Below are 17,338 nucleotides of genomic sequence, written 5' to 3' on the forward strand. Positions count from 1 at the left end.
GGATGAAACGGGGTTGTAGTTCTCCCTCCCACCGCGCAGCGGGGGGAGGGCCGGGGAGGGGGGCTACCCGCGGCGAGCACCGAAGCCCGTCACAGCGCACGAGCCAGGTAGTTTCTATTCAGGGAGCCGCTGCGCCGAACCTGCCCCCGGCATCGATGCCTGGCGGCGACCGAAGGATCTACCTACCCCTACGCGAGGCCGGCTTCCCCGCATGATCCCCGGCCACCAGACATGGAGAGTAGATCCTTCGGTCGCGTCCAACCTCTGGAGCGGAGGAAAGTCTCGTGAGGACGCTCCCTCAGGATGACTTCTTCCTGTGTTGCAGGTGTCGCGAAGAATGCACAGCCGATTCCGGGAGATGGTATGAGACTTTTTCAGGACGGATGCCCGAGCGATGCCCGCTCCCGCGTCACCGCGGAAGGATCGCGGCCGGGGCCATCCGGGGCGGGGGGCCGGGCGGGCGCCGCGCCCCGGGCGTGGCAAGCAGCTCGTTGGGGTCGTCGGCCACGTGCTCCACGCGGTAGCCGTGCCCGCGCAGGAGGTCCAGGCACTCGGCCTGGACCTCCCTGCCGTGGGTGGCCAGGAAGAGCGTGGGACGCGACTCGCGCAGGAGCTCCGCGGCGCCCCGCAGCACCTCGGCCTCGGCGCCCTCCACGTCGATCTTGATGTAGTCCGGCGGAGGGATCGTCCCCTGCCGCACCAGGTCGTCCAGGCGCACCGACCGGACGGTGAGCGCCCCCTCCTCCGCCACGTGCCCCTGGAACCCCTTGGGGTTGGCGGGCTCCGGGTCGAAGTGGATCTCCCCCGCCGAGTTCGAGACGGCGGCCTCGACCACGGTGACGTTGCCGATCCGGTTCTGGCGGAGGTGGTCGCGCAGGTAGCGCAGGTTCCGCGGCGCGGGCTCGAAGGCCACCACCCTCCCCCCCGGCCCGGCGAGCCGGGAGAAGAGCAGGGTGAAGAAGCCGACGTGCGCCCCCAGGTCGTAGACCACGGAGCCGGGGCGCACGATCTCGCGCACGAGCACCTGCTTGTGCTGCTCGTAGCGGCCGAGCCAGCAGCCGTGGTCGCCCGAGCCCACCGTCCACCGCATCCCGCGCAGGGGTCCCTGCAGGATCGGGACGACCGCCCGCGAGGGGAGGAGCTTCAACGGAAGCCGGAGCAGCCGCCCGCCGACGCTCCGGTAGGGGATCCTGGTAAAGTTCACGTCCGCAAAACCTGTCTCGTCTCGGTACGGCGTCTCCGGCGTGTGCGGCCGCACGGTGCGGCGGGCCCGCCGCGGCCCGCGGCTACGGCGCCGCCGGCTCCGGCGCGATGGTGATCACCCTCCCCTCGTCGACCGCGAAGGCCGGGAGCGGCACCCTGACCACGGAGTCGGCCACGGCGGTCACCACGGTGTCGGCGAGCACGGGGAGCGCCAGGAGCGGCTGCGGGCCCGTGGAGGGGATCTGGCTGACCCGGACGCGGAACTGCCCGGTCCCCCCGGACGGCGCCAGCATCCGCAGGTTGGCCAGCTCCAGCGTGACGTCCAGCGGGGGCGAGTTGGCGCGCAGGCCGAAGTGCGAGACGACCACCCGGGCGGGGACGCCGTCGGAGCCCCGGCTGGCGAACGTCACCAGGCGGGGGTCGTTCGTCTCGCTGGTGATGCGGGCGTCGAGCGTGGACGCGTACGCCTGGTGCGCCCACCACACGGCCCGCGGCTCTCCCGCGGGGGTCAGCAGGTTGCTGAGCGTGTTGTCCCAGCACGGCAGCCAGCAGGCGCGCGCGGCCGCGTCCGCCCCCCCCGCCTCCAGGAAGTAGAAGGACGCCAGCACGGTGCTGGGCTGGTACTGCGCGTCGACCGAGCCCACCTCCTGCACCTGGATCTCGCTCAGCCCCATCGCCCGGTAGGCGGAGTTGTTGAGGAACTCGCGCCGGGCCGTCTGCAGGTGGCTCTGGATGGCGGGGAGCTCGCCGTCGGCGAGGAACTCGTGCCACGACAGGACGTCCACCCTGCCGCCCCGCTGGCGGATGTTGCGCAGGAAGTCGCGGATCTTGGACTCGCCGAAGTGCGCGTAGCCGGGGCCGGACACCACCGCGCCGGGCCCGAGCTCCTCGCGCAGCACGCGCTCGGCCCGGCGGAACGTCTCGTAGAACTGCGCCTCCGTGCCCCGCCAGAAGTCCACCTGGTCGGGCTCGTTCCAGATGTCGTAGACGATCGGCTGCCCGCGCGTGGCCTGCGCGATCTCGCGCACGCGCGCCTCCCAGGCCGCCCAGTCCTGGTACGGCGGCGTCCACCCCGTGGCCGGATACCCCCACAGGTCGCTCATCAGGAGGACCCAGCGGGCCCCGAACCCCATCGCGCGCGCTCCGTAGGCCGGGTCGGGCGTGCGCCACAGCGCCGGCCGCAGCGGGACGACCATCGAGTCGGGCGGAGACCCGGGGATCATGGCGTGCAGGAACCCCACCATCGAGCGGGCCGTCACCCCGCCCTGGGCGAAGTCGACCTGGACGACCGGGGGGCCGTCGGGGAGCGAGGCCCCCGTGGCGGAGTCGCAGGCGGCCAGGAGGGCGATCGCCAGCCCCGGCGCGGCGAGACGGTGGAACTTCGGCACCATGAATCGGCACTCCTGCGGCGAAGGCGTCGGTGGCGTGGACGGCGGCGGGCCATCCGGCGGTTCCTATTCTAACGGCCGGCCCGGGAGGTGGCGACACTCCCGCCCTGCGGCCCCCCCGGCGGGCGGGCCCCGGGGGCCGGCCCCGCCCGCGGCTCCCCGGGCGCGGGGGCGAGCTCCACGGGCACCGGGCGGTCGAAGATCTGGCGGTGCCGCACGAGCGTGGCGTGGCGGATCGGAGCGCGGTGGCGCAGTGCGAACGGCACCTTCGCCAGGAGGTGCCAGGCGATCCACGCCAGCCCGAGCCAGTCCCGCCGCCCGTCGACCGGCGGCCGCCTGCAGAACATCCGCACCGGGCCGGCCAGCCCGCGCGGGAGGTCGCGCAGCGGGTAGCGCAGCAGGGCGGTGAGCATGGTGTTGCGCGCCGTCAGCCGGAAGCGGCGGCGCCAGTCGCGGGTCCGCTCGTCGCCGTGGTGGCAGAGGGAGAGCCAGGGCACGTACACGATGCGCAGCCCCGCGTCCAGCAGCCGGATGGCCAGCTCCACCTCTTCCTCGCAGTAGTCGAACTCCTCCACCAGGTACATCCCCACCCGCCGGAGCGCGCCGGTGCGGATCAGGCACCCGTAGAACCCGGGCTTGGTGATCTGCAGCGCCGCGCCCTCGGGGCCCGGCGGGGTGTTGGTGTAGACCCCGTCGGGGCGCACCTCGCGGAACATCAGCATCGCCACGTCGGGGTGGCGCTCGGCCAGCTCCACCGCCCTGGCGATCAGCCCGGGGTCCTCGAGCTCCACGTCGTCGTCGAGGGTGAGCACGAACTCGCCCTGCGCCTTCTCGAAGCAGCGGTTGCGGCCGTAGCAGGCGCCGTGCGGCTCGTCGCGGCGCAGCAGGGTGACGCCGGGCGCGCCCCGGACCGGCGGGTCCGAGGCGTCGTCGTAGACGATCGTCTCCAGCCGCGGGTACGTCTGGCGCGCCAGCGAGGCCAGCATCCGCTCCAGGCTGTCGTGGCGGTCGCGCGTGGTCACCACCACCGACACCAGGGGCGGCCCGGACCCGGCGGCCCCGCTCGCCGCGGCCCCGTCGGCGGTCGCTGCGCGGCCCGTCATCGCGCCGCCCGCGCCGGCGCGGCGCCCGCGTCCGCCCGGGTGAGCCCGTACACGTCCTGGTGGGCGTCCCAGCCGGCCGCGCGGAAGAACGCCTCCCGCAGGCCGGCCCGCTCCACCTCGGCCCGCACCCAGTCGCGCGAGGTCAGCGAGATCCCGTAGCCGGCCTGGCCGGGGTAGTCCGCGTACCCGAACCCGCCCGCGCGGTACGACGCGAGCGCCCCCCGCGCGGCTTCGGGGAGCAGGCCGTACCCCGAGGCGCCGATCTCCTCCGCGCCCCGCTCGCCGTGGGCCGTGAACACCACCACCCCTCCCGGCGCCAGGTGGCGGGCGAAGAAGCGCAGCAGCGCCGCGATCGGGGCGGCGTCCAGGTGGGTGACGAGCGAGCCGCACCAGGCCAGGTCGAAGGGCCCGTCCAGCTCCAGCCGGTCGAAGTCGGGCACCGAGTACGCGGGGCGCGCGCCGAACCTCGCCGCGCAGAAGTCCACCCCATCGCGGTCGAGGTCGCAGGCGGTGACCCGGGCCCCGGGGAAGCGGCGGACCAGGAAGCGCAGCACCCGGCCGTGGCCGCAGGGCAGGTCCAGGATCCGCTCGACCCGCGCGGCGCCCGCCGCCTCGAGCGCCGCCTCGACGCAGCGCAGGGCGGATAGGCCGGCCCCGAAGTAGTGCCGCCCGTCGCCCAGGTACATCCCGTCGCGGTGGGAGATCCGGCTGTCCACCCCGCGCAGCAGGGCGCGCTCGGCCTCGCCGAGCGGCGCGGAGGCGAGCAGGTCGTGCTTCTGCCGGCGCGTGCGCGGCGGCAGCGAGCGGAGGCGGAGCCGCACGGCGTGCAGGCGGCTGCCCACGGCGCGCAGGAGCGGCGCGGAAGTCGGGGTCACGGGGTCGGTCATGCGGGTGGCTGCTCGCTCGGGGTTCCTCCGCCGGCGGCCGGGCCCGCGGCGGACGCGCTGAAGAGAGGCCGAACCGCGCGGGCCGTCAAGGCCGCCGCGATCCGCTCGGCGGCGCGCCCGTCCCACCCCTCGGGGCAGCGGCTCCCCGGCTCCCGCCGCGGCTCGGCGGCCGCCGCGGCGAACGAGGCGAGCACCCCGTCGGCGGAGAGCGGCCAGGGGGCCAGCCGGTTCGTCCCCTCGGCGAGGGTGACGGGGCGCTCGGTCTGCTCGCGCAGCGTCACGCACGGCACCCCCAGCGCGGTGGTCTCCTCCTGCAGCCCCCCCGAGTCGGTGAGCACCACGCGGGCGCCGTCCACCAGCCCCAGCATCTCGTGGTAGCCGAGCGGCTCCAGCACCCGGAGCGGCCCCAGCAGCGAGGCCAGGCCGTGCGCCCGCACGCGCTGGCAGGTGCGCGGGTGCATGGGGAAGACCACGGGCACCTCGCGGGCCACGCGGGCGAGCCCCTCCAGCGCCGCGGCGAGCGCGCCGGGGTCGTCGACCGTGGAGGGCCGGTGCAGCGTCACCACGGCGTAGCCGCCGGGCTCCAGCCCCAGCCGCTCCGGGGCGCGCCGGGCGCGCGCGGCGGGGAGCTGCATGAGCAGGGTGTCGATCATCACGTTGCCGGCGAACACCACGCGCTCCGCCGGGATCCCCTCGGCCACCAGGTTCCCCAGCGCGTCGCGGCTGGGGGTGAGCAGCAGGTCGGAGAGGCGGTCGGTGAGCACGCGGTTGACCTCCTCGGGCATCCGCCAGTCGCCGCTCCTCAGCCCCGCCTCGACGTGCGCCACGCGGCAGCCCGCCTCCTCCTTGAGCTTCGCCGCCACCAGCGCGCACGCCAGCGTGGAGTTCACGTCGCCCACCACCACCACCCAGTCGGGGCGCACCTCGAGCAGCACCGGCTCGAACGCCTCCATGATGCGGGCGGTCTGCCGCGCGTGGCTCCCCGACCCCACCCCCAGGTGGAAGTCGGGCGGGGGGATCGCCAGGTCCTGGAAGAAGGCGTCCGACATCTGCCCGTCGTAGTGCTGCCCGGTGTGGACCAGCACCGCCTCGGCCCCCGTCCGCCCGAGGGCGGGGAGCAGCGGGGCCACCTTCATGAAGTTCGGGCGGGCGCCCGCCACCAGCATCGCGCGCATCAACTCCCTTTCCCGGAACGGCCCGCGGCTTCGAGGACCAGCTTCAGGAGCGTCCGCTCCGGCGCCGGGTCGTACAGCCCGAGCGCGGCACCGCGGGCCCGAGCGCCCAGCTCCGGCCACTCGCGCCGCGCCGCCCACGCCCGCTGCAGCGCCGCGCCGAACGAGCGCACCGTGGCGGCCTCGGCGACGAATCCCGTCTCCCCCTCCGTCACCCACTCGGCGTTGCCGCCCACGTCGGTGACCACGGCGGGCCGGCCGCAGAGCATGGCCTCCACCAGCGCCAGCGGGGTCCCCTCGCCCCGCGAGGGCATCACCAGCAGCTCGCTCTCCGCCCAGATCCCGCGCACGTCCGCCACCTGGCCGCGGAAGGCGACCCGCTCCTCCACCCCCAGGTGCCGCGCCAGCGCGCGCAGGTAGCCCTCGTCCTCCCCCGCCCCGAAGAGCGACAGGCGCCAGTCGCGCTCCCGCCACGCGGCGCCGGCCAGCGCCTCCAGGAGCAGGTCCTGGCCCTTGAGCGGGACGCTCAGGCGGCCCACGCTGGCCAGCCGGGCCGGCCCGGCGGGGGGCCAGGGCACCGGCGAGAGGTCGGCCAGGTTCACCGGGTTGCGCACCACGACCGCGTTGGCGAGCGGAGCCGCGAGCTGCCGCCGCGCGCTCTCCAGGTTCCCCCGCGCCACGAACGCCACGCGGTGCGCGCGGGCGTAGAACTCCGCGGCGCGCACCCGGGGGCCGTCGGCCAGGTGCGTCCCGTCCAGGAGCGCCTGGCAGACGGCGACGAACGGGGTGCCGGACGACTCCAGCCACCCGCACACCTCGCCGACCTGGGGGAACGAGTACAGGCCCCCCTCGCTCAGCAGCACCGCGTCGGGACGGAAGCGCGGCAGCGCCCGGAACGGCCCCGCGGAGAGCGGCACCGGCAGCCGCGCCGGGCGGCGGAGCACCCGGCCGGCGAGCTCCTCGGCCAGGCGCCGGGCCGAGCGGCGGGCCCTCCGGTGCACCCGGGCGCCCCGCGCGGCCAAGGCGGCGAGCCGCGGCGGGATCCCGGGCCAGCGGGGGACGAAGACCGCGACCTGGTGGCCGTCGGCCAGGGCGGCCTCGGCCATGGCCGCCCAGAGCTCCTCGCTCCCTCCCCAGGGAGTGCCCGCCATGGTGGAGACGACGGCGATCCTCACGCCGCCCCCCCGCCCGGGCGGGCCCGGTCAGACGAGCAGGTCCCGGGCCGCACTGAGGAAGCCGCTGGCATAGCGGTGATAGCGGAGCGAGAAGAGCTCCCGGGCCACCCGCGGCACGCGCCGCGCGCGCGAGGACGGCAGCGCCGCCCGCGCCTGGAGGTTCCGCGTCCGCTCCTCCAGGCGGGCCAGGGCCGCGCCGGTCGGGTAGAGGTGGCCGCGCGCGAGCAGCCGCTCGCGCAGCGGCTCGGTGCTCCGCGCCAGCGCCAGGAAGTGCTCCGCCTGCGCGCGCCGGGCGTCGGCGATCCGCTCGGCGAGCGAGTCCCGGCTCTGCCCGGGCGGCGGCGCCCCCACCTGCTGCGCCGCGTGGCGCCGGTAGAGCATCAGCGGCTCGTCGATGAAGGCCAGCCGGGCCACCGCCGCGATCAGCGCCGCGATCCACCCGTCGTGGATCCACCGGGTGCCCGTCGGGATCGGGAGCACCAGGTCGCGGTAGCGCGCGCGGAAGGCCAGGGTGGCGCCGGTCACGAAGTTGTTGGAGCACAGCATCGCGAGCGCGCGGCCGCGCCGCACCCGCCGCTGCGCCGAGCGACCGAAGCACGGCTCCCAGAGCCGGTACCCCAGGGGCTTCAGCTCCTCGTCGACCACCAGCGCGTCGGTGAACACCAGCCCGGCTTCCGGGTCGGCCGCGAGCGCCGCCTCGCTCCGCGCCAGCTTCTCCGGGAGCCACACGTCGTCCTGGTCGGCCAGCGCGATCACCTCGCCCCGGCAGAGGCGGATCGCCTGCTCGAAGTTCCCGACCGTGCCCAGGTTGCGCTCGTTGACCGTGAGGCGCACCGGGAAGGGGGCGCCGGCCGCGAAGCCCCGCACGATCTCCGCGGTGCGGTCGGTCGAGGCGTCGTCGCACACCACCAGCTCGTCGGGCGGGCGCGTCTGCCCGGCGATGCTCTCCAGCTGCCGGGCCAGGTAGGCGGCGCCGTTGTACGTGCACATCGCCACCGAGAGCCGGACGTTCCCTGCGCCCATCACTCCACCCCCGCGGGCGCGCCCGGCCGGGCCGCGGCCGAGCGCAGCTCCGCCTCGATGCGGTCGATGGCGCGCTCCAGGCTCCACTCCTCGCGCACGTGGCGCTCCCCCTGCTCCCCCAGCCGGCGCGCCAGGCAGGGGTCGTCCAGGAGCCGGCGGACGGCCGCCGCGAGCGCCGCCGGCTCGCGCTCCACCAAGAGCCCGTTCACCCCGTCGCGGACCGTCTCGCGCACCCCCGCCTCGGCGGCCGCCACCACCGGCGCGCCGCAGGCGTTCGCCTCCAGCGGGGCGTACCCGAACGGCTCCAGGCGCGACGTGTAGAGGAGCAGCGCGGCCCGGTTCAGCGTCTCCACCAGCTCGGCCTCGGGCACCCGCATGCGCACCTCCAGGCGCACGCCGAGCTCTTCCGCCAGGCGCGCCGTCTCCTCGCGGTAGGCGCCGTCGCCGGAGTTGGCGATCCACACCAGCGGGGGCCGCGGCTCGGGGAGGAGCGCCAGCGCGCGCACCGCCAGGTCCACCCCCTTGATGCGGTCGAACGAGCCGAGCCCCGCCACGAAGCGGCCGCGCTCCAGCCCCAAATGGCGGAAGCGCTCCGTGTCGACGCCCAGGGGGCACACCCGGGCGTCCACCCCGTAGCTGCGCGCCACCGCCTCGCGGCTGTAGTACGAGTTCACCAGCAGCGCGGTGCACGCCCGCGCGTTCAGCCACTCCTCGCGGGCCATCGAGCGCAGCACCTGCCACTGCACCGCGTCGGCCAGGAAACGGCCGAGGCGCTTCTCCCGCACCACCCCCCCGCGCGCCGTCCCGATCCAGGGGAGCGGCGCCTCGCCCAGGAGCCCGGCCTCGTACAGGTAGCGGTTGGGCTCCTGCAGGTACACCACCGAGGGGACGCGGAGGTGGCGGACGAGGAACGGCATCCCGAAGAGCCGGCACGGGCCCGCCAGCAGCACGTCGAAGCCCCCGGCGTGGATCTCTTCGGCCGTGCGCCGGCAGGCGCGCTCCATGGCCGCCATCCGCCGCCGCAGGTCGGGCCAGCGCGCCGCCACGGCGCCCAGCGTCCCCGGGAGCCGGAACGGCCGGTGCTCCAGCGGCACCACGTGCTCGGGGACCAGCTCGCCGAGCGGGAGGTACTCCGGGTCGGCCGTGTCCAGCGTCCAGCCCTCCACCCGGTGCCCGCGCCGGACGAGCCCCCGCACGTGGTCGAAAAGCGCGCGCTTGCCGCCGCCGCTGGGCAGGTTGTGCCACACCGCGATGCGCATACGGATGGCCGCCTAGAGCCGGTCGATGCCGGCGGCGCGCGCGCCGGCCGGCTTCCACGCCGCGGCCTGGCGGATGGAACCGGTGCCGCCGGTGGCGGGAAGCGCGGCTCCGCGCGCCCCGCGCCCGCCCGTGCGCCCGGGCCGGCTCACGCGGCGCACGGGCTCGCGAGGGCCGCCGCGGGGGCCTTGCGGACGATCAGCCCGATCGAGGTGGAGACGAACCCCTCCAGCAGGAGCTTGAGGTGCGGCTCCAGGCGGTAGGGGGGCACGTCCACCACGTAGTCCATCGCGCAGGCTCCCTCGGTGAAGTCCAGGGTGATCTCGTGCCCCGCGGCCACGAGCCGTTCGCCGATCCGCTCCACGTCGCGGCGGCGGAAGATCACCGACGGCCCGCGCTCCACCGTGAAGCGGTTGGAGGCCGCGTTGTACTCCGTGGTGTGCACCGCCACCCCGCCCGGCCGCAGGCACTCCATGGCGCGGTGGACGAACGCCTCCCCCGCCGCCAGCGAGCCCAGGTGCTCCAGCGAGCACGACGACCAGACGAAGTCGAAGCCCCGCAGGTCGTCGGGGATCGCGTTCATGTCGACCACGCGGAAGGAGACCCGCTCCGCGAACTCGTCCGGCGGGCAGAGCCCCCGCTCGTTGAGCACCGCGAGCGTGGCCGCGTGCTGCCCCGTGTCCACCCATCCCGCCCGGCGGGCGGAGGCCTCGTCCAGGTCGGTGGCCACGATCTCGCACCCGAACGACGCGAAGAGCGCCGGGAGCGGCTCGCGCCCCACCGCGAAGCCGAGCCCGCGGGCGCCCGGCCGCAGCAGCCCCCGCTCGAAGAGCGCCTGGGCGATGTAGCAGAACTCCCACGTCTTGCGGTGGCTGCGCGGGGGCTCCTTCATCCGCGCCGCCCAGGCCCGGAACGCCTCCGACTCCAGCTGCGCCTGGCGGCAGACCGACGAGACCAGCGGGCCGGCCGGGAGCGGCGGGTCGGCGGCCCCGGCGAGCCGGCCGGCCGCGCGGCGGAGCCGGTACAGCCCGGTCGCGGCCGCGGGCACCGCCGCGGCGCCCGCGCGCCGCGCCCGCCGGGCGAGCGCCGCGGGGATCCTCTTCCAGTTCACGGGACCGGGGAACGGGTGGAGCGGCGCGGACCGGCTCGACAGGAACGGCCGCCGCGCGGCGGAGATTCTGGCACCACGCGCGCCCCGGCGCAACGGCCGCGCCACGCCCGGCGCAGCCCGGCGCCTGGCTTCCGACCGGCGCCGGACCGGTTCGCGGCTGATCCCGGCCGCCGAGCATCGTCCAGGAACGACGTACGTCTACCTGCCCGGGAAAGCCTGGACCGGACGGCGATCCCGATCTCTGCGACCGAAGGCGGAGCCGGAACGGTGCCAGGCAGGAGTGGCGTGACTTCCCGGACCGGCATCAGCCGCCGAGCGCCGCGCGGTAGGCGGCCAGCGTCTGCGCGACGCTCCGCTCCCAGCTGAACGCGGCCGCGCGGAGGAGCGCCTTCTCCCGCAGGCACTGCCGCAGGCCGTCGTCGCGGCACACCCGCGCGATGGCGTCGGCCAGCGCGTCGGTGTCGGCCGGGTCCACCAGGATCCCCGCGTCGCCCACCACCTCGGGGAGCGAGGTGGTGCTCGAGGCGATCACGGGCACCCCGCACCGCATCGCCTCCAGCGGCGGGAGCCCGAACCCCTCGTACAGCGAGGGGAAGACGAACGCGGTGGCGCCGCTGTACAGCGCCGCCAGGTCGCCGTCCGCCACGTAGCCGGCGAGGTGCACCCGGCCCCGCGCGGCGCCCTGCTCCAGCAGCCGCTCCAGCGCCGCGGACCTGTACCCCACCAGCACGAACGAGTGCGGGACCCGCTCCGCCTCCACGGCGCGCGCGAAGGCGGCGAGCGCCCGCCCCATGTTCTTGCGGGGGTCCGCCGTGTTCAGGCTCAGCAGGTACGGCCCCGCCGGGATGCCGTAGCGGGCGCGCACCTCGGCCACCTTCTCCGCGTCTTCCACCCGGTGGAAGAGCGCCGGGTCCGCCGCCAGGTGCGTGACGGAGACGCGCGACGGGTCCAGATCCGGGCGGTGCTCGCACAGGTCCGCGCGCGTCCAGTCCGAGATCACCAGCGCCCAGTCGTCCGGCCGCAGGCTGCGGACGATCCTCTCCATCTCGGCGATGATGGACCCCGGATACAGCCGCGGCAGCCGGAGCGGGATCAGGTCGTAGACGGTGAGGACGCGCGCGGCCCGCCCGGTCCGCCCCCGGCGGGGGAGCGGGAAGCGGGGCGAGTGGAAGACGTCGCACGGGGGCACGTGGACAGGCGCGGCCATCCCGAGCGCCGTCTCGGCCAGCGGGATGGCGTGCCGCAGCAGCCGGCGCGCCACCCGCGCGGCGAGGGGGGCCCCGGTCCGCCGCATGAGCGAGCGGTAGGCCCGGATCATCCCCTCCACGGCCCCGTGCGCCGCGTGCGGCGGCACCAGGGCGGGCTCGCCCGGAAACGCCGCCGTCCGCAGGTACTCGGACGCGTCGAGGGCGGTGCGGTCGGAGTGCAGCGCGCTGAAGGCCAGCTCGCACGCTCCGGAGTCCGCCAGCCCCCGCGCCACGGACTCGACCGCCCGGAAGAGCCCCGTCCGGTACCCGGGGGAGGCGTGCCCCTGCCCCAGGACGGAAATGTCGTAGACTACGCGCATGGACGTCCGTTCTCTCCTGCCGGGTCCCGCCCGCGCGGCGCCGCGACCTCCTCCCCGCACGGCCCCGGCCCGGGACGGTCGCGAGGGGCGCATTCCGGACCGGCCTTCCCTGAGCGCCCGGACCTCGCCGGCCGGGACGGCACGGGCCGGGACCTCCCCGGTGCACCCGGCTGCTCCGCGCGAGAGCTTTCCGCCCCGCCTCAGAGCCGGTCGCGGCGAGTGGGGACGCGGCAGACTCCCATCCGCCCGAAGACCCCTCGCGGCGGCGCCGAGCGCCGCGACGCACCCCGTCACGCGCCCCGGCCGCGACCGCTCCCGCTCATGCGTCGTCCGTGCTTCCGCCGCGAACGGGACCGCCGAGCGCGCGGAGCGCGGGAGACACCCCTGCTCCCGTCGTGCGCGGCTCAGCCCTCCCGCCCCCCGTCCATGCGCTCCACGTTCACCAGCGGGAGGTCCAGGCTCCGCAGCAGCTCGATCTCTTCTTCGAAGCGCAGGCGCACCTTCTCGCCGTCCCGCTCCTGGGGCTCCGCGAAGGTCCCCGGGACGTACCCCTCGGCGGCGGAGAGCGCGGGGAGGGAGGAAGGCCTCCTGTCCTTGCGGACGAAGAAGGCGTTCACGCCGTTGCGGCCGCAGCCGACGAAGTCGTACCCCTTGCGCTCGGCGAGCAGGCACAGCGCGCGCAGCGACGCTCCGTAGTAGATCCGCGAAGGGTGCGCCGAGAAGCGGTTGAAGTCGTCGGCGTAGGGGATGGTGACCGCCGCCTCGGGCCCGAAGCGGTAGTTGTACTCCACCACCACGATGGTCGGCTCCACCACGCGGATCGCCTCCCAGATCCAGTAGTCGTTGCCGTCGATGTCGATGGAGAGGAGGCCGATCTCGCCGGAGAGCCCGTTCTCGGCCAGGAGCGAGTTGATGTTGTCGCGCGTCACGAAGGCGTGCACGGCCTTCAGGTTGTACATCCAGTACTCGCGGCTCCTCTTCACCTCGCCGATCTGGTCCGCGTCGCCATCCATGACCAGCCCGCTCCAGCCGTCGCTCACCAGCAGGAACCGGGTGTTGGCTTCCGTATAGTTCTCGACCCCGAACTCGACGAAGACCCGGTTCGCGACCGGCACGGTGCGGACGAGGAACTGGATGATCCCGTCCTCGCCCCACTGGGAGTATACCTTGAATTCGTTCTCCCACAGGCTCTGGCCCGCGCGCTCGGCCGTCTGCCGCGCCTCGATCCGGCCCAGCGCTTCGCGGATGAACATCAGGTGCGTCTCCACCGCCTCCTGCCGCCGGGCGGCGGGCGCCGCGAGCCAGGCGCGGATCGGGTTGGCGCGGTGGGACAGATAGGACTTGAGAGACATGTCTGTCGAAGGTTGCGCTCGTCACGCCGTCCGCAGGCCCGCCGCTTCCGGGCCGGCGCGGCGCAGCGCCGGCTGGAGGACCTCGGGTGCCTCGGCCTGCCGGGGCGGCTCGGTCCGGACCGCGTGGGCCACCGCCCCCCGCGAGGTGAGGAAGCCGAAGCGGACCCGCCCGGGCGCCACCCGGCCCCCCAGCGCGCGGGAGAGCCCGTGCACCACCGGCTCCGCCAGCTCCCCCGGCATCCAGCGGACGAGCCGCCGGACTCCCGCCCGGGCCAGGCGCGGGAGCGTGAGGGGGCCGATCTCCGCGGCGGCGGGCCGCCAGCCGTGGGCGCGCAGGACGGCCTCGCCGGCGCGGCGCGCCTCGCGGTCCTCGATCAGCGCGACCTCGGCCGCGAGCATCCGCAGGTAGCCGGGCATCTCGATCGGCGGGAACCCGCCGCCGCCCGCCTCGGCGCGGACCACGTTGTACTCGTGCATCAGCACGTTCCCCGCCGTGTGCACCTCGGGGATCGGCGCGGCCGCGCAGACGTCGGTGGGGAGGTGGCGGATGAAGTCCGCGTGGTCGCGGGTGCGGAGGCCGCGGTTCATGCTGGTGCCGTTGCTGCGCGCCAGCGCGTAGTGCACCAGGAGCGAGCGGTCCAGGTACGCGATCTCGTCTTCCACCGCCAGGCAGCGGAAGCAGAAGTTGATGTCGGGGGCCACCGAGGAGAACACCGAGCCGAAGCGGCGCCGCACCCGCTCCAGCACGCCCACCGGCACCAGGCAGTTCAGCATCCGGGGGAGCGCGGGGTGCGGCGCGCCGCGCGCGACCATCTCGAGCAGGCGCGCCGGGGAGAGCCGGAAGACCGAGCCCGTCCAGCGCTCGTGCTCGACGATCACGGGGCGCCGGTAGTCCACCACCCGGGTGTGGTTGTACGAGAGCACCAGGCCGGGGTGCTCGCGCGCGGCGTCGGCCGCGGCGCGGAGCCCGCCGGAGCGGAACAGCATGCGGTCGGTGAGGAACGACACCCGCTCCGGCCGGGCCCAGGCGAGGCCCTCCTCCAGGGCCCACGCCCAGTGCTCGGTCATGGAAAGGGGGCGGGGCGGGCGCACGTAGCGCACGCGCGGGTCGCCCGCGGCGGCGGCGAGCGCCTCCAGCCGCGCGAGCTCCCGCGCGTCGGTGGAGTTGTCGGACACCAGGACCGCGAGGTCGACGCCCGCGGAGGCGAGCACCGAGCCGAGCGCGCGCCCGGCCAGCGCGGCGCGGTTGCGCGTCGGGATCACCACCAGCAGCGGCGGCCTCGGCCCCTCCTTCTCCATCTCCCTCTCCATGCGTGCGCCTAGAGCCGCCGGAGCCACGCGCCGGGCCAGTGGGTCACGGCCTCTCGCAACGGGCTCTCGTTGAACGGCCACTCCGGCTGCTCCAGCACGAACTCGGGGTGGCGCCCGGCGAACTCCTCGGCCGCCGCGGCCGGGTTGTCCCACTCCCACTCCGGCCGGCCGCCGGGAACGTCGTGCAGGTCGCGCATGATCCCGTCGGTGGCCACCAGGTACGAGCCCGGGCTCACCAGGCCGTGGTAGCACTCCAGCTCCCGCAGGACGTGCTCGCGCGTGTGGTTCGAGTCCAGGAACACCAGCACGCTCTCGCCGGGGCGGACCAGCCCCTGCACCCGCGCCAGCACCCCCGGGTCGGTCGAGCTCCCCTCCACCAGCGTGATCCAGGGCGCCATCTCGTGCGCCTCGATGGCGCGGCGGTTGTGCTCGCGGATCTCGATGTCCACCCCGATCACCCTCCCCTTGCCCAGGAGCCGACAGAGGCTGGCATAGTAGATCAGCGAGCCGCCGTGCGCGACCCCCGTCTCCACGATCACGTCGGGGCGCACGCGGTGCAGCACCTCCTGCGCGCGGACCATGTCCTCGGGGAGCTGGATCACCGGGCGGCCCAGCCAGCTGAAGGTGTACGAGTAGCGCTGGCTCCACCCCGCCTTCACCCACAGGCGCGACAGCAGCTCGAACCCCTCGCGGGAGTACAGCGGGACCTGCCGCGGGCCCTGGGGCGTGTGGTGCACCAGGGTGGCCTCCTGCTCGTCAACCTCTACCAGCATGCACGGGCTCCGTCAGCTCGGTGAGCGCCACGTCCAGCCCCGCCTCGCGGAGGAGCCGCTCGTTCTCGGCGCGGTAGTTCGGGTTCATCAGCACCGCCGTCTTCACCCCCAGCGCGCCCAGGCGGCGGAAGTCCACGATCGGGTGGCCGGTGCCGGGGAGGTAGCGCCCCTGCTTCTGCGGGTTCAGGTCCACCACGCACGCCACCAGCCGCCGGTCGGGGTCGATCAGGTCGGCCAGGGTGGCCCCCTTGGCCCCGGCCCCCCAGAGCGCCACGCCGCCCTTCCCGCCCCACTCGGCCAGCTGCGCGTGGTAGGCGGCGCGCACCTCCGGCTCGGCCGCAGCGAACTCCCGGGCCAGCCGCAGCACCTCCCCGCCGTCGCCCGGCGCGGCCGCGGGGGCGGACGCCGGCGCGGCCTCCAGCCAGAGGTACTGCCCCCCGAACACGTGGCGCACCTCCCGCGCGGCGAAGCCGGCGGCCTCGAAGGCGGCGGCCAGCGAGCGGCCGGTGAAGTACGAGCAGTGCTCGTAGAAGAAGTCCCACACCACCCGGTTGCGCAGGATCCACTCCACCGTGGGCGTCTCGAAGAAGACGCGGGCGTCGGCCGAGCCTCTGAGCGCGGCGCGCACGGCCGTGAGCAGCCCCACGGGATCGGGCACGTGCTCGATCACGTGCCGGCACACCACCACGTCGGCCGGGACGCCGGCGCACCCGGGCCCGTAGAAGCGCCGCTGGAAGCTCACCCGGCCGTCCAGGTCGCGCTCCGGCCCCGTGTAGGCCGGGTCGAAGCCGGTGCCGGTGGTCCCCGGGCCGCCCGCCTCCACCACCCGCCGCAGGAAGTCGCCCTGCCCGCAGCCGACCTCCACCACGTGGCAGCCGCGCACCCCGCGCTCCTCCACCAGGTGCCGCACCAGCCCCTCCACGTGCGCGCGGAACGACGGCGAGCAGGTCTGGGTGTTGTCGTACCCGGCGCCGTAGCTCAGGCGGCCCGGGTCGAACGCCCGGTTGTGGACGAACCCGCAGCGGGGGCAGCACGCCAGGCGCAGGTCGCCGCGCGGCGCGGCGAGCGCGGCGTCCTCGGACTCCATCAGCAGGTTCTGGTGCGCGGGGACGGCCTCGCGGCGGAGGAACTCCTCCACCTCGCCGCTCCCGCACACCGGGCACGCGGCCGCGCTCACGCCGCCCTCCCCGGGCGCCGCCCGGCGAGCTCGGAGCGCCACCACGCCACGGTCTCCTCCAGCCCGCGGGCGAGCGTGTAGCGCGGAGCCCAGCCCACCTCGCCCCGCAGCCGGGCCACGTCGGCCGCCAGGAGCGCGGGGTCGCCGGGGCGCTCCGGCAGCTCGCCCCAGCGCACCAGCTCGGGGCGGCCGGCGGCCTCCGCCAGGCGCGCCACCACCTCGCCGACCGGCACCGCCTCGCCCGAGGCGACGTTCACCGGCCCCTCCACTCCGCTCTCCAGGAGCGCGGCGAAGGCGCCGGCCACGTCGGCCACGTGCAGGAAGTCGCGCAGCTGCCCGCCCCGGGAGCAGGGCGCGGGCTCGCCCAGCAGCAGGGCGCGCGCCACGGAGGACACCAGCCGGCCGGGCGGCTCGTGGGGGCCGTAGAGGAGGAAGATCCGCCCCCAGGCGGCGCTCACGCCGGCCTCCCGGGCGTACACCTCCACCACCTCGTGCACCGCCTTCTTCGCCGCGCCGTACAGCGTGGCCGGCACCAGCGGGGTCTCCCGCTCCCGGCAGCGGCCGCCGCTCCACTCGTACTCGGCGCAGGTGCCCGCGAAGACGGCGCGGCGGCCGCCCCGCTCCGCGAACGCGCGCGCGAGCGCCAGGCTCGCGCCCACCCAGTCCAGGTTCTCGGGAGCGCGCCAGAACGCGCCCGGCTCCACGCTCCAGGCCAGGTGCAGGAGCCGTTCGGGGCGCACCCGCGCCACCAGCCGCTCCGGCTCGCCGGGGAGCAGCAGGTCGGCCGCGTGCCAGCGCACGTCCGCGGCCGGCGCGGCCGGCGCCCGGCGCGCGGCCGC

General features: G+C 75.7%; 16 protein-coding genes. All 16 read right to left on the reverse strand.

The genetic code is table 11. The annotated features are described in order from the left end of the window. Positions 1 to 409: 409 nt before the first annotated feature. Positions 410 to 1,204, reverse strand: coding sequence for an FkbM family methyltransferase (locus VF746_03590; GenBank protein HEX8691498.1), 795 nt, complete (start codon positions 1,202 to 1,204; stop codon positions 410 to 412). An 82-nt stretch (positions 1,205 to 1,286) separates the two neighbouring features. Next, positions 1,287 to 2,594 (reverse strand): hypothetical protein, encoded by a 1,308-nt coding sequence (locus VF746_03595; GenBank protein ID HEX8691499.1) that lies wholly within the window; start codon positions 2,592 to 2,594, stop codon positions 1,287 to 1,289. A gap of 68 nt (positions 2,595 to 2,662) precedes the next feature. Then, positions 2,663 to 3,694: a glycosyltransferase gene (locus VF746_03600; protein HEX8691500.1), complete on the reverse strand. Its 1,032-nt coding sequence runs from the start codon at positions 3,692 to 3,694 to the stop codon at positions 2,663 to 2,665. Beyond that, positions 3,691 to 4,581, reverse strand: coding sequence for a class I SAM-dependent methyltransferase (locus VF746_03605; GenBank protein HEX8691501.1), 891 nt, complete (start codon positions 4,579 to 4,581; stop codon positions 3,691 to 3,693). The genes VF746_03600 and VF746_03605 overlap by 4 nt, the downstream gene beginning before the upstream one ends. Further along, entirely contained in the window at positions 4,578 to 5,756 is a 1,179-nt protein-coding gene (wecB, locus tag VF746_03610; protein ID HEX8691502.1) for a UDP-N-acetylglucosamine 2-epimerase (non-hydrolyzing), read from the reverse strand. Before wecB ends, VF746_03605 begins: the two co-directional genes overlap by 4 nt. After that, entirely contained in the window at positions 5,756 to 6,928 is a 1,173-nt protein-coding gene (locus VF746_03615) for a glycosyltransferase family 4 protein (GenBank protein ID HEX8691503.1), read from the reverse strand. The genes wecB and VF746_03615 overlap by 1 nt, the downstream gene beginning before the upstream one ends. Positions 6,929 to 6,955: 27 nt before the next feature. After that, a complete protein-coding gene (locus tag VF746_03620; protein HEX8691504.1) occupies positions 6,956 to 7,951 on the reverse strand; it encodes a glycosyltransferase family 2 protein in 996 nt (331 codons plus the stop codon). Continuing rightward, positions 7,951 to 9,210 (reverse strand): glycosyltransferase family 4 protein, encoded by a 1,260-nt coding sequence (locus VF746_03625; protein ID HEX8691505.1) that lies wholly within the window; start codon positions 9,208 to 9,210, stop codon positions 7,951 to 7,953. The genes VF746_03620 and VF746_03625 overlap by 1 nt, the downstream gene beginning before the upstream one ends. Positions 9,211 to 9,222: 12 nt before the next feature. Further along, entirely contained in the window at positions 9,223 to 9,360 is a 138-nt protein-coding gene (locus tag VF746_03630; GenBank protein HEX8691506.1) for a hypothetical protein, read from the reverse strand. Continuing rightward, the gene (locus VF746_03635) at positions 9,357 to 10,319 is read right to left on the reverse strand and encodes a class I SAM-dependent methyltransferase (GenBank protein ID HEX8691507.1); all 963 of its coding nucleotides are present in this window, start codon (positions 10,317 to 10,319) and stop codon (positions 9,357 to 9,359) included. The genes VF746_03630 and VF746_03635 overlap by 4 nt, the downstream gene beginning before the upstream one ends. A 304-nt stretch (positions 10,320 to 10,623) precedes the next feature. Next, a complete protein-coding gene (locus VF746_03640) occupies positions 10,624 to 11,886 on the reverse strand; it encodes a glycosyltransferase family 1 protein (GenBank protein ID HEX8691508.1) in 1,263 nt (420 codons plus the stop codon). A 404-nt stretch (positions 11,887 to 12,290) separates the two neighbouring features. Next, positions 12,291 to 13,238: a hypothetical protein gene (locus VF746_03645; protein ID HEX8691509.1), complete on the reverse strand. Its 948-nt coding sequence runs from the start codon at positions 13,236 to 13,238 to the stop codon at positions 12,291 to 12,293. A gap of 21 nt (positions 13,239 to 13,259) precedes the next feature. After that, complete coding sequence (locus tag VF746_03650; GenBank protein HEX8691510.1) at positions 13,260 to 14,537, reverse strand: glycosyltransferase family A protein; 1,278 nt, start codon at positions 14,535 to 14,537, stop codon at positions 13,260 to 13,262. 20 nt (positions 14,538 to 14,557) lie between these two features. After that, positions 14,558 to 15,322, reverse strand: coding sequence for a CmcI family methyltransferase (locus VF746_03655; protein ID HEX8691511.1), 765 nt, complete (start codon positions 15,320 to 15,322; stop codon positions 14,558 to 14,560). Next, positions 15,306 to 16,541, reverse strand: a complete 1,236-nt coding sequence (locus VF746_03660) for a methyltransferase domain-containing protein (protein ID HEX8691512.1) — start codon at positions 16,539 to 16,541, stop codon at positions 15,306 to 15,308. The genes VF746_03655 and VF746_03660 overlap by 17 nt, the downstream gene beginning before the upstream one ends. Next, on the reverse strand, positions 16,496 to 17,338 hold an 843-nt coding region (locus tag VF746_03665; GenBank protein HEX8691513.1), incomplete at its 5' end, for an NAD(P)-dependent oxidoreductase. The genes VF746_03660 and VF746_03665, both read right to left, overlap by 46 nt.

This window comes from Longimicrobium sp., from assembly GCA_036389795.1.
Taxonomy (GTDB): domain Bacteria; phylum Gemmatimonadota; class Gemmatimonadetes; order Longimicrobiales; family Longimicrobiaceae; genus Longimicrobium.